This window comes from Clostridium sp. CCUG 7971 (genome assembly GCF_017590215.1).
Classification (GTDB): Bacteria; Bacillota; Clostridia; order Peptostreptococcales; family Peptostreptococcaceae; genus Faecalimicrobium.
The window spans coordinates 1-17,938 of sequence record NZ_JAFFPK010000024.1 but is presented as its reverse complement, the minus strand read 5'-3'; the positions used below and the strand labels follow the sequence as shown (position 1 = coordinate 17,938).

At 27.1% G+C, this 17,938-nt stretch carries 8 protein-coding genes, 1 tRNA gene, 1 rRNA gene and 1 riboswitch; all 10 genes read right to left on the bottom strand.

The genetic code is table 11. The features are described from left to right. Positions 1-3: 3 nt before the first annotated feature. The 10 genes from JWF52_RS03395 to JWF52_RS03350 all read right to left on the bottom strand — a co-directional run bounded on the left by JWF52_RS03395 (position 4) and on the right by JWF52_RS03350 (position 17,883). Positions 4-1,029 (bottom strand): ABC transporter substrate-binding protein, encoded by a 1,026-nt coding sequence (locus JWF52_RS03395; RefSeq protein WP_208331938.1) that lies wholly within the window; start codon positions 1,027-1,029, stop codon positions 4-6. A 137-nt stretch (positions 1,030-1,166) separates the two neighbouring features. After that, a riboswitch (cobalamin riboswitch) is annotated at positions 1,167-1,348 on the bottom strand. A gap of 110 nt (positions 1,349-1,458) precedes the next feature. Next, positions 1,459-2,493 (bottom strand): FAD:protein FMN transferase, encoded by a 1,035-nt coding sequence (locus tag JWF52_RS03390; protein WP_208331937.1) that lies wholly within the window; start codon positions 2,491-2,493, stop codon positions 1,459-1,461. Between the two features lie 78 nt (positions 2,494-2,571). Next, the gene (locus tag JWF52_RS03385) at positions 2,572-6,750 is read right to left on the bottom strand and encodes a hemoblobin-interacting domain-containing protein (protein WP_208331936.1); all 4,179 of its coding nucleotides are present in this window, start codon (positions 6,748-6,750) and stop codon (positions 2,572-2,574) included. A gap of 267 nt (positions 6,751-7,017) precedes the next feature. After that, the gene (locus JWF52_RS03380) at positions 7,018-7,887 is read right to left on the bottom strand and encodes a YitT family protein (protein WP_208331935.1); all 870 of its coding nucleotides are present in this window, start codon (positions 7,885-7,887) and stop codon (positions 7,018-7,020) included. Between the two features lie 250 nt (positions 7,888-8,137). Beyond that, a complete protein-coding gene (locus tag JWF52_RS03375; protein ID WP_208331934.1) occupies positions 8,138-11,287 on the bottom strand; it encodes a sensor histidine kinase in 3,150 nt (1,049 codons plus the stop codon). Positions 11,288-11,457: 170 nt separating this feature from the next. Beyond that, positions 11,458-11,679, bottom strand: coding sequence for a NifU family protein (locus tag JWF52_RS03370; RefSeq protein ID WP_208331933.1), 222 nt, complete (start codon positions 11,677-11,679; stop codon positions 11,458-11,460). Positions 11,680-12,172: 493 nt separating this feature from the next. Further along, a complete protein-coding gene (gene murJ / locus JWF52_RS03365) occupies positions 12,173-13,738 on the bottom strand; it encodes a murein biosynthesis integral membrane protein MurJ (RefSeq protein WP_208331932.1) in 1,566 nt (521 codons plus the stop codon). 205 nt (positions 13,739-13,943) lie between these two features. Further along, positions 13,944-17,474: a pyruvate:ferredoxin (flavodoxin) oxidoreductase gene (gene nifJ / locus JWF52_RS03360; RefSeq protein ID WP_208331931.1), complete on the bottom strand. Its 3,531-nt coding sequence runs from the start codon at positions 17,472-17,474 to the stop codon at positions 13,944-13,946. A gap of 209 nt (positions 17,475-17,683) precedes the next feature. Then, a 5S ribosomal RNA gene (gene rrf, locus JWF52_RS03355) occupies positions 17,684-17,800 on the bottom strand. Positions 17,801-17,809: 9 nt separating this feature from the next. Beyond that, positions 17,810-17,883 (bottom strand) — tRNA-Gly (locus JWF52_RS03350). Positions 17,884-17,938: the final 55 nt, after the last annotated feature.

Here is a 17,938-nt window from a genome sequence, read left to right as displayed (position 1 = left end):
CTCCTAGTTTTTTAAGTCTGGATATAATCCTTTTGCAAAAGTATTTATACCATCAATAGTTCTTATACCACTAGAATACATATCTCCTAAAGGTATAGCATACACTCTTTTATTTTTAACTGCATTTAAACTTTTTAACGCCTTATTTTCTAATATTTTATTTACTTCTTGCTTAGGAACATTTTCATCTGATCTATCCATATATACAACAAATATAGAATCTGGATTTAAGTTTATTAAATCTTCTTCATTTATTTTCTTACCTTGAGGATTTAATAAGTCTGCACCTAATTTTTTAACCATATCTCCACCTAATGAATTTGCTCCATAAGTAGTAATTTGATCATCATAGAATTCTACAATTAAAGTACTTTGTTTTTCTTTACCTTTTACTGATTTAGATACTTCTTCAACTTTTTTATTTATATTATCTACTAACTCTTTAGCTTTATCTTCTACATTAAATATTTTTCCTAAATTTAATATGTCAGTTATTTCATTTTCTATTGTTTTTTCATCTTTAACACCACTATTTAAAGACATATATGTATTTATATTATTCTTGTGCCAATAATCTACTTCACCTAATCTTTTTTCATCAAATAATGAGTACCAACTTAATATAAAATCTGGTTTTTCCATTATTATACTTTCTTTTGATGGTGTAAATTCTTCTAAATATTTCACTTTTTTAAATGCTTCTTTATATTCATCTTTTACATCATGGTCAAGCCCTGCTGCTGCAACTATTTTATCTTCTAATCCTAATGCTAACATTGTTTCAATTGAATTTTGATATATAGCTACAACTTTTTCAGGAGCCTTATTAAAAGTTATTTCAACTGGCTCTTTTTTATAATTATAAGTTGTAATAGTTACTGGGTAGTGAGAATCTTTATTTGCTGATTCTTCCACCTTTGAGTTGCTTTTACCTTCATCCTTTTTTTCATTTGTTGGGCTACATCCAACAGCTCCAATTATAAATATGAAGCTTAATAAAAATACCATCATTTGCTTAATTTTTTTCATGTCATCCTCCATTTTGTATCTAAATTATAATTTGTAAAAAATTATAACTGTCTATAGATATAATATAAGGACACTCTCAGTAATGACACTTTATTGATATTTATTTATGTCTTATATCTCTCTTTGTACCGAAGAGTATCGATATTTTAATACTGGCAAGTCTCCTGACTTATAAATCATCGCACTAACTAGCCTTCCCAAATTATAAATTCAGTGACATAGTAAGTTAGCACTCCTTAATTACAGTAGCGGCACTGTGTGGAAATCTCATCCATCTTCCTTTTTAATTCACACTAAAACCAATATTATCCATATATAGTAATAATTTTATTACTTTATATATAATTATAATAGAATTTATGTTTTTTTCTATATTATTGGGTATTTTAATTAATTATTGTATTTTTATTGAAAACATTGTCAGATTTTTTACGGTTGTAAATTATATTCTTCTGAAGTTAATTTAAACTTTCCTTTTATACCACTTGTAAGATAAACCTTATTATCCTTTGTCACAAAAATAGCTTCTACGTCACTCTTATCATTTACATATTCTAAACCTTTATCAAGCCCCATAGAGAATATCGCTGTCGATAATGCATCACAATATGTAGAATCATCCGATATAATAGAAACACTTTGTAAATTATTTTCTACAGGGTATCCTGTCTTTCTATCTAATATATGGTGATATAGTTTCCCATTATTTACAAAATTTCGTTCATATATTCCTGATGTTACTACTGATTTATTTGCTACATCTAATGCTCCTATGACATCATTTTTAGATTTTTTTCCATCTCTTATTCCTACCTTGTATGGGCTAGAATCAACTTTTTCTCCTATACATAATATGTTTCCACCTATATTTAAAACTGCATGTTTATATCCACTATCTAAAATAATACTTTTTAATTTCTCTCCTACATATCCTTTTGCTATTGACCCTAAATCAATCATCATGCCTTTTTGTTTTATCATAATAGAATTTTCTTTTTTATTTAATGATATTTTATCTATATCAACTAAACTTAAAGCATTTTTTATATCTAAATCATTTGGCAAACTAGCATCTTCAAATCCAATATTCCATAATTTAACTACAGAACCTATTGCTATATCTAAATTTTCATTAGTTTCTTTACTATACTTTATGCCTCTCTCAATTAATTCAAAAGTTTCTTTACTAACGTTTACAAATTCAGTTCCAGCTTTCTCATTTATCTTGTCGACTTCACTTTCTACGTTTTTGTCATTGATAGACATTTTATGATCTACATCTCTTATAGCATTTTCCATTTTTTCAAAAATTTTATCATCTACCTTTTCTTGTGAATATATGCTAATTTTTATATAAGATCCCATAGCGAATACATCCATATCATAGCTACTATATTCTTTTTTCTCACATCCTATAGATAATACTCCTAATAATAATATAACTATTAAATATATTTTTTTCATACTTCCCTCTCATAATCAATAGTAATACGAAACTATGTGGTTTCGTATTACTATTATATTTATATATAATACTTAGTTTTAAAATGTATAAGTATAGTCAGTATATCCATCTGATTTTATTGTTACTATATCACCTGAATTTAGCTGATTATATAAATCTATTCCTCCTGAGTAGTTAAACTTATATCCTTTAGTCGGGTTTATCTCTGATGTTTTTTCAATTTCTACCCCATTTATTTTCACACTAGTTATAGATTCATTCCACCCATTATTAGGTGAAGTAAATGTGTAACTGTCTGAGAACGTATTTTTATTAGATTTTACTTTATTATCAACTAACTGAACATTGTATGTGTAGTCATTATATCCTTCTGATTTTATAAGTATATTATCATTTATAGATAATGGGACTAATACCGTAACTTGACCGTAATCAGATCTAAATTCTTTATTATTTTTTAATATTTTTCCATTTATACTTACTTCTACTTTTTCAGTCCAATTATAGTCTGAATGTGAAAATACATAATTACCATTATTCTTTTTAGATAATTTTATATTTTTTACTGATTTTTTAGGCACCTTATATGAGTTATCGGTATATAAACTTGATTCTAGAGTTATTTCACTTCCTCCTATTAATTCATTAAATATTATAATTTTATCTTTGTCTAAAATCCAACCATCACTGCTGTATGAATTTGATGCTTTTGTTAAGCTTTTTCCATTAATTTTTATACTATCAATACTATTTAAATAATCTTTATTATTAGATTTAATTATATTTTTTCTAAACATATCTTTTTCAAATATTATTTCTGGAGCAGGTATTTTTTTGCTATCTACAGTAATTTCTGGTTTAGAATCTTCTTGTTTACCTATTCTTTTATTTATAACAAAATCCTTATAATTATTAGTTTTTATTGTTATTTTATAATTATTTTCCTCATCAAAAACTGTACCTGCTATTTCAATTGAATAGAAATTATCTTTAGATGCAGTATACTCTACATTTTTACCATTTACTAAAATATTTGTTATGTCTTTTCTATACTTTCCATCAGTAACATCTTCTACATCTATTAATATACTTTCATTTTTATTAAATTTATTTGATTCATTTAACTTAACAAAATTAGGTATATCCAGCTTTTCTACACTTTTTATTTCTAATTTTTTAGGAATAAATGATAAGCTAGAATCATCATATTTATTCGCTTTCACTATCATAGTTTGTTGTTGATCTTCTTTATTTTCAAATAATTTATTTCTTAAAACTAAAGTTTCTCCTATATAGTAATAATCGCCATTACCACCAACTTGAGAATCACTTAATAATGATTTTCCATTAAGTGATAAGTTTACTACATTACTCTTAAAGTCTTTATCAAATTTTATTAATATATTTCCATTATTATCTTTACTAGCTTTTAAGTCTACTTCTTTATTTCTTAAGTTTACAGATATTATATTATCTTTGTATCCTTTTGCTACTAGCTTGATAATATTTTCATCCCTACTAAATTTAGATGTATCAGTAATTGTTATTTTTGAGTTTTCAATTTTATAACTATCTTTTGATAGTTCATTCATGCCTACTAAAACTCTTTCTATACTTTCAATATATTGATTATCATTATCAATATTAATTTTTAAACCGTCTTCAATATTACCTTCAATAGATAGTTTAGGTGCTATTTTTAGATTTTCTTGCGAATACAATTGTACATCTCCAAATAATCCATTTTCTAACATGTATTTAATTTGATATGGTCCATTTAAGTAATTACTTTCTTTTACGCTATCATAGTAACTTTTAAATGTTAAATACTTATCTTTCATAGCCGCTTCATTTACAGCATTTTTATAGCTTTGATAGCTTATTACTTTTTCAGATCCATTAGTTAATACAGCATCTTTTGTCATAGCTGCCCACCAAGATAAAACTTCATTTGAATAGTCTGTACCCATTCTTAAGTTTCTAAGAATCATAGCATTTGAAATCAAGTCAAAATCATATATTACATTAGCTCGCATCATTAAGCTTCCTCCAGTACTACCACCTCCACCACTTGCACTTGATATGGTATCTATACTTGATATAGAAGCATTATTTACACTTAATTTAGAATTTCCTTTTTCATGATTCATAGACGGATTACTACTACCTTCTGGAGCTTCTTCTAAGTAAAATTCTTTAGTAGAATCTTCATATCCGTATGCTTTAATAGTTATACTATGTTTACCTGGTGTAAGTCTACCTAGAGCATCGTTTTCTAATCTGATTAAATCTGATATTACATGATAGTCAATGCAATTTCCTTCTATAACTTTTCCATCTAATAAAATTTCATAAACTGGATTTTGTATAGCATAAGTAAAATCTTTTAATCTAAATACAAGTTCATTGTTAGCCCAGAAATTAAAATCACCTGAAAGTTCTACTTTTCTTGCTGGTTTTACTATCTCTATAGCTGTATCTAAATCATTGTATCCTTTTGATTTTATCCTTATGTTATGTACTCCATTTCTATCTTTTATAGCTACAGAGTCTTTATCTATTACTATTTTTCCATCTTGTATTGAGTAGTGTAAGCTTTCTTTACCATTACTATCTTTATGTACTCTTTCTATTTTATAAATATTTTTTTGCCAATCTTTAGCTTGCTGGCTACTATTATCAAATGTCATTACAACATCTTTACCTAATTTTGTTTTGCTTATACTTAATTTTGGTAAAGTAGGATCAATCCCTTCATTAGTATCATGTTTTGTACTAAATGTAGTTTTATTTGGAGTAAGTATTCGTTCTCCATTTTTATCGTAATTAGCTTGATGATAATCAAACTTACTCATCGGTCCAGATGCTAATATTTTATTTGGTACTTCATTTTTTATAATTTTTGTAAATGATTTTCCACCTTGATTAAGAGTTATATTTTCAGCTTCTCCACTATTTTGAGTTACATTAATTTCAGCTATTTCATTAGGATTAACTTCAAATTTAACTATTGTACCTTCAGTATTAACAGGAGTTGGATTTATTGATACTTTATTAAGTTTAAATATTGTGTTATTTATATCTCCTTTAGATAAAGTTACTACTGCATATGCACTTCCTTCAACCTTAATAATTTTTGTTTTATCTGAATTTATAATAGAATCACTATTTACATCATTTTTATTATCTTTATATATTATATCTGTTATAGCATATATTCCACCATTTTCTACGCTATCTTTTCCTGATATATTTGCAAAAAATTCTGGTAGCATTAATAACTTTATATCACCATAAATTTTATTATTATTAAAGTCATTATTTCTCTTATTAGTATTTATGCTAGCATCATGTTCTAATGATTTTCCTTTTATAGATAAAATTATATTTTTATCATCTTGCCTTTTTATATAAAGTGAGTGACCTTTATTTAGTCCCATCACACTTGCAGACGTTATCGCATCTACATTCCCATCGATATTATTTGCAAAAGTCGCTTTTGTATCATTAGAAATAGTTACTTTTAAATTATTTTTTATTGTTCCTGGCTTTAACTCTGATTCTTCAAATTGTTTTAATCCACTAATTGAAATATCGCTAGATTTAATATTATTTCTAACTTTATTGTTGATTTTAGTTTCTATTGTATTTGAATTTTTCCCTGACTCATCTTTATTAACTACTATATCATTTACTTTTCCTTGTTTTATAATTTTTTCTTTTACTTTATTTGTATTATTTATATTTTTAGGAGCTATAATTTTTTCAACTATATTATCCTTTTCATTTACTTTATCTATGTTTGTTATTTTATTAACTAATTTATCCATATTATTTTCTTTTTCATTATCTATAATTTGCTCATCCATTTTATCTGTATCGTTTATTTTTCCTCGGTTTACAATTTGATTAGGTATTTTATCTGTATTATTTACTTTCTCTGATTTAACAATTTCATCTACTTTTACTACATTATCTATTGTTTTTATCTTACTGTCTGATCTAGATAGACTAGTTGCTTTTATTGTTGAATTACCAATTCCTATTTTTTTACTATCACCTTTATCACTAATTTCATCTGAATTTAAATTTATTTCTTCATGGTTTGTCTCCTCTTTAGAAGATACTTTTTTTTCTGTTGTAAATTTATTATTATCCGTACTGTCTAATTTATTATTTGATAAATTTACTCCTATTGAGATTGATGATGCTGTTATTAGTGATATTACGGCTGTGCTCATTAATTTTCTATTCAATGAGATCCCCCTCCCTCATATTAATTTTTGTTTAGGGAAAATTTCCCTTTATCTATAATATATATCACATTGATTACCTTGTCTATAATTATTGATAATTATTTTCAATTAATATTAATTATTAATTAGTTAAATTATTTTAATATCTATACTTTTAATTTACTTTTAATTTTGCATTCTAATAAAAAAATCTATGGAAACTAACTATTCTCTTTAAATAGTATTGAAATCCATAGATTTTTAATAATATATTTTTAATTTTTAAATTTACAAGAATTTTTCTCTAAATCCAGCACCTCTTACTTCTTCTACGTGGTTTACAGATATAAAAGCACTTTCATCTTTGCTATATATTAATTCTGTAAGTTTTGCAACTTGCCCTGATGCAACTATGCAGTATACTATTTTCTTTTTATTGTTAGTATATGCTCCTTCAGCTTCTAAGAATGTTACTCCAGTCCCCATTTCAGTCATTATAGCTTTTGCAATTTCTTCATACTTTTCTGATATAAGAAGTATTGATTTATTTTTATCTAATATGTCTTTTGCCATATCCATTGTTATTGAAGTTAAATACATTGCTATTAAAGTATACATTACTGGCTTTGCACCAAATAGGAATCCTCCAGCACATACAATAAAGAAGTTTACGGTTAAATATGTATTCTTTAAAGGTATACCAAATTTTCTTTTCATTATAGCTGCTATTATATCTAGCCCACCTGCTGATGCTCTAGCTTTAAAAACTAATCCCATACCAATTCCATTTAATACACCACCAAATATGCATTGTAACATAATGTCATCCATATAAAATGCTTGGAATAAATCTTGCGTAGCTCCCAGGGAAACTGAGAATAAAATCATATTAAAAAAGCTTATAACTAAAAACTTTCTATCTAAAAATCTGCTACCTAATATAAATATAGGTATATTTATTAAGAAACTCATCATACCTTGGTTAAGGCCTAATGTCTGATTTAAAATTATACATATACCGGCTAATCCACCACTTAGCATCTTAGCTGGTGCTAAAAAAGCGTTGATTCCCACAGCTTGAAGTATAGTACCAATAATTATTAATCCAAATTGTAAAAATTTATTATCTTCAATGTTCAAAGATTTAGCTGTTGTCATTTACTCTCCTCCTTTTTAATAAATACATGTGTATATTTGCAACATCTTATTGTAACTCTATCACTTTGTTTTAGCAATAGTTTTTAATAATATTCGCATTAAATCATATTTTATTTATATATATATATTAAATATTTGCATTTTTGTTTGTTTATATGATTGTAAGTTTTTATTTATATTCCCCTTCTATAGTTTATTTTATTTATATAAAGAAAAATGCGAATATTTATAAAATATTCGCATTTTTTCTTTATAATATAATTGTAAACTTAGCTCCTTTGCCTATATTTCCTTCAACATAAATTTCTCCATTATGCATTTCTATAATATGCTTGGTGATAGTTAAACCTAGACCACTTCCACCCTTTACCTCAGAATTAGCATCTACTATTTGGTTAAATCTATCAAATATTAATTTATGGTACTTAGGATCTATACCTATACCATTATCTTCTATAGTTATAATCACCCTATTGTTTAACTCTTTTATCCTGACTTCGATGGTACCTCCACTTGGTGTGAATTTCGCTGCATTTCCTACTAGATTTACTATACATCTTTCTATCTCATATGCATCGCATTTTATATTTTTTTCTTCAATATCTGGATCAATTATTAACTGAATTCCTTTACTTTCTATATATTCTTTTAATGATAACGTCGCTTCTTCTACTATATATACTATATTTTCTTCTTTTAAATTAATCTTATATTTCCCATTATCTATTTTAGTTGTGTCGATTAGATTATTTATTAAATTAAGCAAACGTTTTATATTCCTATTCATTACCTTCATATAGTCACTCAATTTATCTTTCTCTATGCCTTTTTCAGACTTATTAAACTCTGTTATAAGCTGTTCCGTCGTATATATTACATTTAAAGGAGTTCTAAGTTCATGAGATAAATTTATAAAATAATTATTTTTATTTCTTTCTAGCTGAATAACTTTATTCAGTAATTCATTACTTTTTTCCATTTCATAACTTAATTGCTCTGTCTTTTTTGTTACTAACTTATCTAAATATTTCATTCTGTTTATATACGAATATATTATCAAAATAAAAAGTAGAAAATATATAAATATTGCTATATCACTTTTTAATGGATGCGGTAGTATCGTAAAACTTACATGATTTTCATCTGTTACTTTACCATTATGACTTCTTGCCTTTACTTTAAGGGTATAATTACCTGGAGGTAAATTGCTATAATTTATATTATTTCTATCTAGCATATGCCACTCAGAATCTGCACCTTCTATCATATATTTGTACTGTACGTTTTCTATATTTCTATAATCTGATATAAACATATTTATATTTATAAAGTTTTCATTATGCTTAAACTTTAATCCATCTATATTATTATAGCTTTTTCCATTAACTTCAAATCCATCAAAAACAACATTTGGCACATAATCATTTTTCTTTACTTTATCTGGATTAAATATATTAAGCCCATTGGTTCCTCCAAAGAAAAATTCACCTTTACTATTTTCATAATATGCACTTCCATTAAATTCATTTCCTTGAAGTCCATCTGTTGCTCCAAACTTTTCAAACTTATTGCTCTCAGTATCTAACTTTGAAATACCTTCATTAGTACTAAGCCATAAATCATCATCGTTATCAACTAATATTCCATATACAGTATCATTAGATAATCCATCATGTACTGTATACCTTGTAAATGTTTCTGATTTTCTATTGAACTTATTCAGCCCATAACTAGTACCTATCCATAAATTTCCTTTATTATCTTCTGCTATTGATCTTACTGTATCACTACTTATAGTCCTCTTATCATTTGTTTTTCTTTTATAGTTCTTTATAGTTTTTTTAACTGGATCTAATCTTATTAAACCTCCATCTACAAAGCTTCCAATCCAATATATTCCTTCTTTATCTTCATATATTACCCTAGCAAATAAATCTTCTATACCATTATCCTTTAATATTTTAGTAATGTCTATTACTTCATCATTTTTTGTATTTAATATGCTTACTCCATCTGTAGTTCCAATCCATAAATATCCTTTGCTGTCTAGATATAAGCATCTTACATTATCTTCACATATTCCATTTGATTTATCGTATGTATCTATAATATTTTTATCTTTATCAATTTTTACTAAACCATTATTAGTACCAATATATATTATATTATCTTTTCCTGTTATATCATTTATAGAATCATTAACAAAAATCCCATTTGTGCTGTCCTTATTTATATGAGTTACTTTATCACTTCTTCTATCTATTACGTTTACACCTTTAGAGTTCGTTCCTACCCATAGTAATCCATCCTTATCTTCATATATACCATGTATTAAATTATCACTTAATGAGTTTTTATTAGTTGGGTCTTTTTTATAATGTTCCATTTTATTATTAGAATCAAAAACACTTATACCATTATAAGTACCCACCCATATTAATCCACTTTTATCTTCTATAATTGTAAATAAGTCATCGTCAACTAAACTATCTTCATCATATATTTTATTTTTATATGTTGTAAAGTTATTTTTTTTATCATTATACTTTGCTAATCCTCTATCTGTAGCCACCCATAGTATATTATTGCTATCTTTATATACATCTTTTACGTAATTTCCTGGAAGTGAATTTATATCTTTGGGGTCGTTTTTATACCTTTTTATTTCATGAGTATTTATATCTATTCTGTTTAATCCTTCTTTAAAAGTTCCGATCCATATATATCCATCATCATCGTATGAAAGTCCATATATATTATTTCCACTTATGCTATTTTCTGTTTCATTACTATAAAATTTATAAATTTTTTGGCTCTTAATATCTAACTTATTTAATCCATTTTTAGTTCCTATCCATATATCTCCATTGGCATCTTGCTTCAATGTATGGATAAACTGATTAGTTATATCATTTTCTCCACTTAAAATACGTTTAAATTCATTCTTCTCTTCATCATAAACATTAAGCCCATTAGATGTAGCAACCATAACCTCTCCTGCTTTAGTTATTAATATATCACCTATATTATTATTTGATAGGTTTCCATTATCTTCTTCCGCGAAGTAATTAGTTATTTTACCTTGATGATTTATTTTATTTAATCCATTAGCCGTTCCTACCCATATATTTCCTTCTTTATCCTCTTGTAAATCAACAATATAATTATTTGTTATGCTATTTTCAGAATCTTGGTCATGTCTATATATCTTAAAATCATATCCATTATATCTATTAAGTCCGTCATTTGTACCTATCCAAATATATCCTTGTCTATCTTGAATTATAGTCTCTACTGTTGCTTGAGATAACCCATCTTCATGGGTAATATTTCTAAACTTTATATCATGTGCATATGCATTTACATTAAAGAAACTCATAACAAAAAATATAAAGCTCAAAATATTAATAGTTAAAATATTTATTAAGCTTATTTTTTCATCTCTTCCCCTTATGTTACCCCTAAGTTTTTACATTTTTTTAAATTATACTACATATTTACATATTTTTCCATATTCAGAGATTTTGGTTAATATACAAAAATAAAAAAAACACTCATATATGAGTGATTTTATATACCTATTACTTTATTAATACCTTCAATTTCCTTAGTTAATAAATTTTCTACCACTAACTTTAAAGTAGCTGCTGACACAGGGCATTTTTTGCAATCTCCTTCTAATCTTACTAATACAATCCCCTGATCGTTTACATCTACCAACCTTAAATCTTTACCTTCTTTCTGTAATAATGGCCTTATTCTTTCTATAACTGCTGACACCTTATCTGTCATAAACTTCCCCCTAAAATAATAATTTATAATTGCATATATTCATAAGTTTCTATGCTATATTTATATATCCTTTTCTCATTTTTCATTTTTATAATTTTATTTTTAATTAACTCATTTTATGCATAAAAAACAAATATTATATACAATTAACTTATTTTTAATTATATATTTTAAATATTATAATTTTTTCTCAGGAAAATGTTTACAGACCTAATAAAAATAATTTATAATTAAAGTATAAATTATTATAAGGAGATGAGTATATATGAGGTATATAAATAAATTAATTATATATTTAGTTGTGTATATACTTTTTGTGGCTTTATATAGTTTAAATTTTAAAGGAGACATAAGCTTTATAAATATGAAACTATGCTTATTGTCATCAATAATCCCTGCTTTAGTAGGTGGTACTGCTACAAATTTATTATTTAAATAAAATTTTATAAATAATTAAAATAAAAAATATATAAAAAATAAAGTCTTTAAGACTTTATTTTTTTATATATTTTCTTATTCTATTTACAATAATTTCAGATATTTCTTTTACTTCTTTAATATTAAATAGTAATATTAAAACTATATAAATAATTAATCCTACAAATACAGAAACTACAGTGTCCACTCCTATAAATTTTCTATTTTCTATTGTAAGTATGTTTCTTAAGCCTAGTATCTTATTATACATAAACTTCATTGTTATTCCCATAATAATTGATGCTATTGATACTTTTATAAATGTTATAAATATATTTTTAAATCCTAGCTTTCCAATTTTTTTCCTTAAAGATATAAAAAGTAACATGGTAGTTAATATTGCAGATATAGAACTTGCTAAAGCTAAACCTCCAATACCCATATACCTTACTAAAACTATAGAAAAAACAACATTTATAACCACTGATATAGTAGCATTTTTAACTGGTGTTTTAGTATCTTGTAATGAATAAAACCCTTTAGCCAAAATTTCCCTAAGTCCATAAGCTACTATACCTACAGAGTAGCAAGATAGCGCTGTTGATGTTAAGTATGTAGCATGTGAATCAAATGATCCTTCTTCAAATAAAATTCTAACTATAGGCGTTGAAAAATCCATAATCATAATCATTATAGGTACCATTAGTATCACTATAATATTTATAGATTTAGATAAATTACTTTTAAATCCTTTTATATTATTTTCACTAGCTAATTTTGATAAAACTGGATATATAACTGTAGATAGCGCTACAACTATTACACCTACAGCAAACATACTTAGTTTATTTGCATAGTTTAGTGCAGTAATACTTCCCTTTTCTAAGGTAGATGCCAAAGTTCTATTAACTATTGAATTTATTTGTCCTACATATGAACCAAAAAATACTGGTATAACAAGATATACTACTTGCTTTATATTTTCATCTTTAAAGTTTATTTTAAATCCATGCTTATATCCTTTTTTAAATAAAAATGGTAACTGGAATAAAAGTTGAGCTATATACGCAATTAACGTTCCAAACACCATAACATAAGAGTTTGTTATAGATCCTAATATTATCGCTCCTATAACAAATATATTAAATGGAATACTTATAAGACCTGATATGTAAACATCTCCTGACGCTACTAAATATGATGATATAAGCCCATTAGCTGCTATAAATATCATTGAGAATAATAATATTTTTAAATATTCTACAGTAAGATTTAATACTTCTCCACTAAATCCCATGGCAAATAATTTTACTATGTATGGGGCAAATATCATACCTACAATGATAAATAATACACTTAGCATTACAACTATATTCAATACGTTGCTAGTAAATTTATTTACTCCTTCTTCTCCATCACTATCTTTAACTTTAAAAAACATAGGTATAAATGTTGTTCCAAGAGCTGCACTTATTCCATCAAATAAAACTACTGGTATATTTAACGCAGTAAGATATGCATCTGTTATTTCTCCAGCTCCAAAGGTTTGTGCTAATACTATATCTCTTAGAAAGCCAGTTATTTTTGATATTAGTATTATAGTCATAAGAATAACTGCTGCCTTTTTAGTTCTCTTTGCCATATATAATCCTCTTCTCTACTAAACCTATTATATTCTATATTATTTTAATATTTTTATCTAATATTGTACAACTATATACTAATTATATCAAATTTTAATTACATAAATAATATTTTACTAATTAGACTTATTTTATATTAAGTTTTATAATTATAAATATATAAAAAGAGTGCATAGTTTTATAAGCTATGCACTCTTTTGTAATCTACATTTGTTCTGCTAATCTTTTATAGCTTTCATATCTTTCTTTTGCATATTTTTCAGCTAATGTAAATAATTCATCAGATATATCTGGGAATTGTTTAGCAATTGCTGAGTATCTCACCTGTCCCATTAAGAAATCTCTAAAGCTTTCTTTAGGCTCTTTAGAATCTAATATAAATGGATTCTTTCCTTCTTCCTTTAATTGAGGATTGTATCTATATAAATGCCAATATCCACATGAAACTGCTTGAGCTTCATTAGCTATACTTCTTCCCATACCTTCTTTTAAACCATGACTTATACATGGTGCATAAGCTATTATTAATGATGGTCCATCATAGCTTTCAGCTTCTATTATTGCCTTCATTAACTGGTTTTTGTCTGCTCCCATAGATACTTGCGCTACATATACATTTGAGTATGTTATTGCCATCATACCTAGATCTTTTTTCTTAGATCTTTTTCCTGACGCTGCAAACTTAGCCATTGCAGCTACTGGTGTAGCTTTAGATGATTGTCCTCCAGTGTTAGAATATATTTCTGTATCAAATACTAATATATTAACATTTTCTCCGGATGCAATTACATGATCTAGGCCTCCATATCCTATATCATATGCCCAACCATCTCCACCTACTATCCATTGAGATGTCTTAACTAGATAATCTTTTCTATCTTTTATCTCATCAACTAAAACTTGTACATCTGGGCTAAACGTATATCCTTCTATAACTTGTAGTACTTTTTTACTACTTGATTTAGATCCTTCACCGTTTTCCTTATTAGCTATCCATTCTTCAAAAGCTTCTTTTAAACTTTCTGTGCCTTCCATAGTTAATAATTCATTCATTACATCTTCTATTTTACTTCTCATTTGCTTAGATGCTAAATACATTCCATATCCAAACTCTGCATTATCTTCAAATAATGAGTTTGCCCAAGCTGGACCCTTACCTTCATGATTTATTGTATATGGACTAGTTGGAGCTGATGCACTCCATATTGATGAACATCCTGTCGCATTTGCTATTATCATTCTTTCTCCAAATAGTTGAGTAACTAGTTTAATATATGGTGTTTCTCCACATCCTGCACATGCACCTGAGAATTCTATTAAAGGAGTTCTAAATTGAGAATCCTTCACTGTTTTACCAGCTACTAAATCTCCTTTATATGAAACTTCAGCTACTGCAAACTCCCAATTTGGTATTTCTTTTTCTATTTGAGTATGAAGTGGTTTCATAACTAATGCCTTTTCTTTAGCCGGGCATACATCTGCACAGTTTCCGCATCCTGTACAGTCCATAGTATCTACTTGTATCCTATATTGTAATCCTTCAAATCCTTTACCTACAGCTTTTTTAGTTCCAAATCCTTCTGGTGCTTTTCCTAGTTCTTCTTCATTTACAAGGAATGGTCTTATAGTAGCATGAGGACATATATATGAACATTGATTACATTGGATACAGTTTTCTAATATCCACTCTGGTACATTAACTCCTATACCACGTTTTTCATATGCTGCTGTCCCATTAGGGAATGTACCATCTTCGATTCCATTAAATGCACTTACAGGTAATCCATCTCCTTCTTGCGCATTCATTGGTCTTAATATATTTTTTACAAACTCGGGCTCATTGCTACTTTCTTTTACTTCATCATTTGCATTTGTCCAACTTTGTGGAATTTCAATTTTTGTTATTGAATTTTTCCCTTTCTCTACTGCTTCATAGTTCATATTAACTACTTTTTCACCTTTTTTACCATAAGCTTTACTTATAGATGATTTTAGGTATTCAGTAGCTTCTTCTTCTGATATTATGTTAGCTAATTTAAAGAATGCAGATTGCATTATCATATTTATTCTATTTCCAAGACCTATTTCTTGAGCTATTTTAGTAGCATTTACTGTATAGAATTTAATATCATTATTAGCTATGTAATTTTTCATTTTTGCTGGTAAATGAGTATCTAATTCTTGATCATTCCATATAGTATTTAAAACAAAAATACCACCTTTTTTAAGTCCTCTTAATAAGTCATATTGATTTACATAAGATTGGTTATGACAAGCTATATAATCGGCATTATCTATTAAATAAGTTGATCTAATTGGTCTGTCTCCAAATCTTAAGTGAGACATAGTTATACCACCTGATTTTTTAGAATCATATGCAAAATATGCTTGTACATATTTTTTCGTATTGTCTCCAATTATCTTTATTGCTTGCTTATTAGCTCCAACTGTACCATCTGATCCTAATCCCCAGAACTTACAGTTTATAGTTCCTTCATGGCTTAATTTTAACTCATCTTTAACTTCGATAGATGTATTAGTTACGTCATCATTTATACCAACTGTAAATTGGTCTTTAGGTGATTCACTTACTAAGTTATCAAATATCGCTTTTATATCTGAAGGTGTTACATCTTTTGATGCAAGTCCGTATCTTCCACCTATTATCATAGGTGCATTTTCTCTATTATAAAAAGCTGATCTAACATCTAAATATAGTGGCTCTCCTATTGCACCTGGTTCCTTAGTTCTATCTATTACACATATTTTTTCAACAGTTTTAGGCATCACATTAAATAAATGCTCTTTAGAGAATGGTCTATATAAATGAACTTTGACTAATCCATATTTTGCTCCTTTAGAATTTAGTTCATCTATTGTTTCTTCTATAGTTTCTGTTACTGATCCCATAGCAACTAATATTTCTTTTGCATCTTCAGCTCCATAGTAATTGAATAAACTATGATTTCTTCCTGTTAATTCGCTCATTTGTTTCATATAATCTTCTACTATTGGTATTATTTGATTATAATACTTATTACTTGCTTCTCTAGTTTGGAAATATATATCTGAGTTTTGAGCCGTACCACGAGTAACTGGGTGATCTGGAGATAAGGCTCTATCTCTAAATTCTTGAAGTGCTTTTTTATCTAATAATTTTTCATAATCTCTATATTCTAGTACTTCTACTTTTTGAATTTCATGTGATGTTCTAAATCCATCAAAGAAATGTACAAATGGTAACCTTCCTTTTATAGCTGCTAAGTGAGCAACCGGAGCTATATCTGCAACTTCTTGTACCGAGCCTGATGCTAACATTACACATCCGGTTTGTCTTGTTGCCATAACATCTTGATGGTCACCAAATATTGATAAAGCTTGAGCTGCTATTGCACGCGCACTAACATGGAATACCCCTGGAAGTAATTCTCCTGAAACTTTATACATATTTGGTATCATAAGAAGCAACCCTTGTGATGCAGTGAAAGTAGTTGTAAGAGCTCCACCTTGTAATGAACCATGGAAAGCACCTGCTGCTCCTGCTTCAGATTGCATTTCTACTACATTTACTTTTTGATTGAATATATTTTTTAAGCCTTGAGCTGCCCATTCATCTACTATTTCAGCCATAGTTGTTGATGGTGTAATTGGAAATATTGATGCAACATCTGTGAAAGCATACGCTACATAAGCTGCAGCTGTATTTCCATCAACTGTCTTCATTATTTTTGACATATTATATCTCCTCTCATTTTAGATTTTATTTATTTTTAATATATAAATCCTAATTATTTTTTACATAAATTCGATATAATACTCATGTTTTACCAAACTAATTTATAATTTTTTGCAAATATAACTTCTAATTCTTAAATATACAAAAATCCCCTTGATAAACTTATATATCAGATTTTGTATATTTAATTTAGACATAAAAAAAGATTACGTGGCTATGTCTTACTCTCCCAGGCAGTTGCCCACCAAGTACCATCAGCGCTAAAGAGCTTAACTTCTGTGTTCGGAATGGGAACAGGTGTATCCTCTTTGCTATAATAACCACATAATCTTTATGGAGCGGGTGAAGGGGATCGAACCCTCACAGCCGGCTTGGAAGGCCGGAACTCTACCATTGAGCTACACCCGCAATTTTAGAGTTAATACTCTGAAAACTGCAAACATTTAATAATTAATCATTTTAA

Excerpts from the sequence above, each read along its gene's own strand:
- JWF52_RS03370 (WP_208331933.1), bottom strand. The coding sequence starts at position 11,679 with ATGACAGATAAGGTGTCAGCAGTTATAGAAAGAATAAGGCCATTATTA.
- JWF52_RS03380 (WP_208331935.1), bottom strand. The coding sequence starts at position 7,887 with ATGACAACAGCTAAATCTTTGAACATTGAAGATAATAAATTTTTACAA.
- JWF52_RS03390 (WP_208331937.1), bottom strand. The coding sequence starts at position 2,493 with ATGAAAAAAATATATTTAATAGTTATATTATTATTAGGAGTATTATCT.
- murJ (WP_208331932.1), bottom strand. The coding sequence starts at position 13,738 with ATGGCAAAGAGAACTAAAAAGGCAGCAGTTATTCTTATGACTATAATA.
- nifJ (WP_208331931.1), bottom strand. The coding sequence starts at position 17,474 with ATGTCAAAAATAATGAAGACAGTTGATGGAAATACAGCTGCAGCTTAT.
- JWF52_RS03395 (WP_208331938.1), bottom strand. The coding sequence starts at position 1,029 with ATGAAAAAAATTAAGCAAATGATGGTATTTTTATTAAGCTTCATATTT.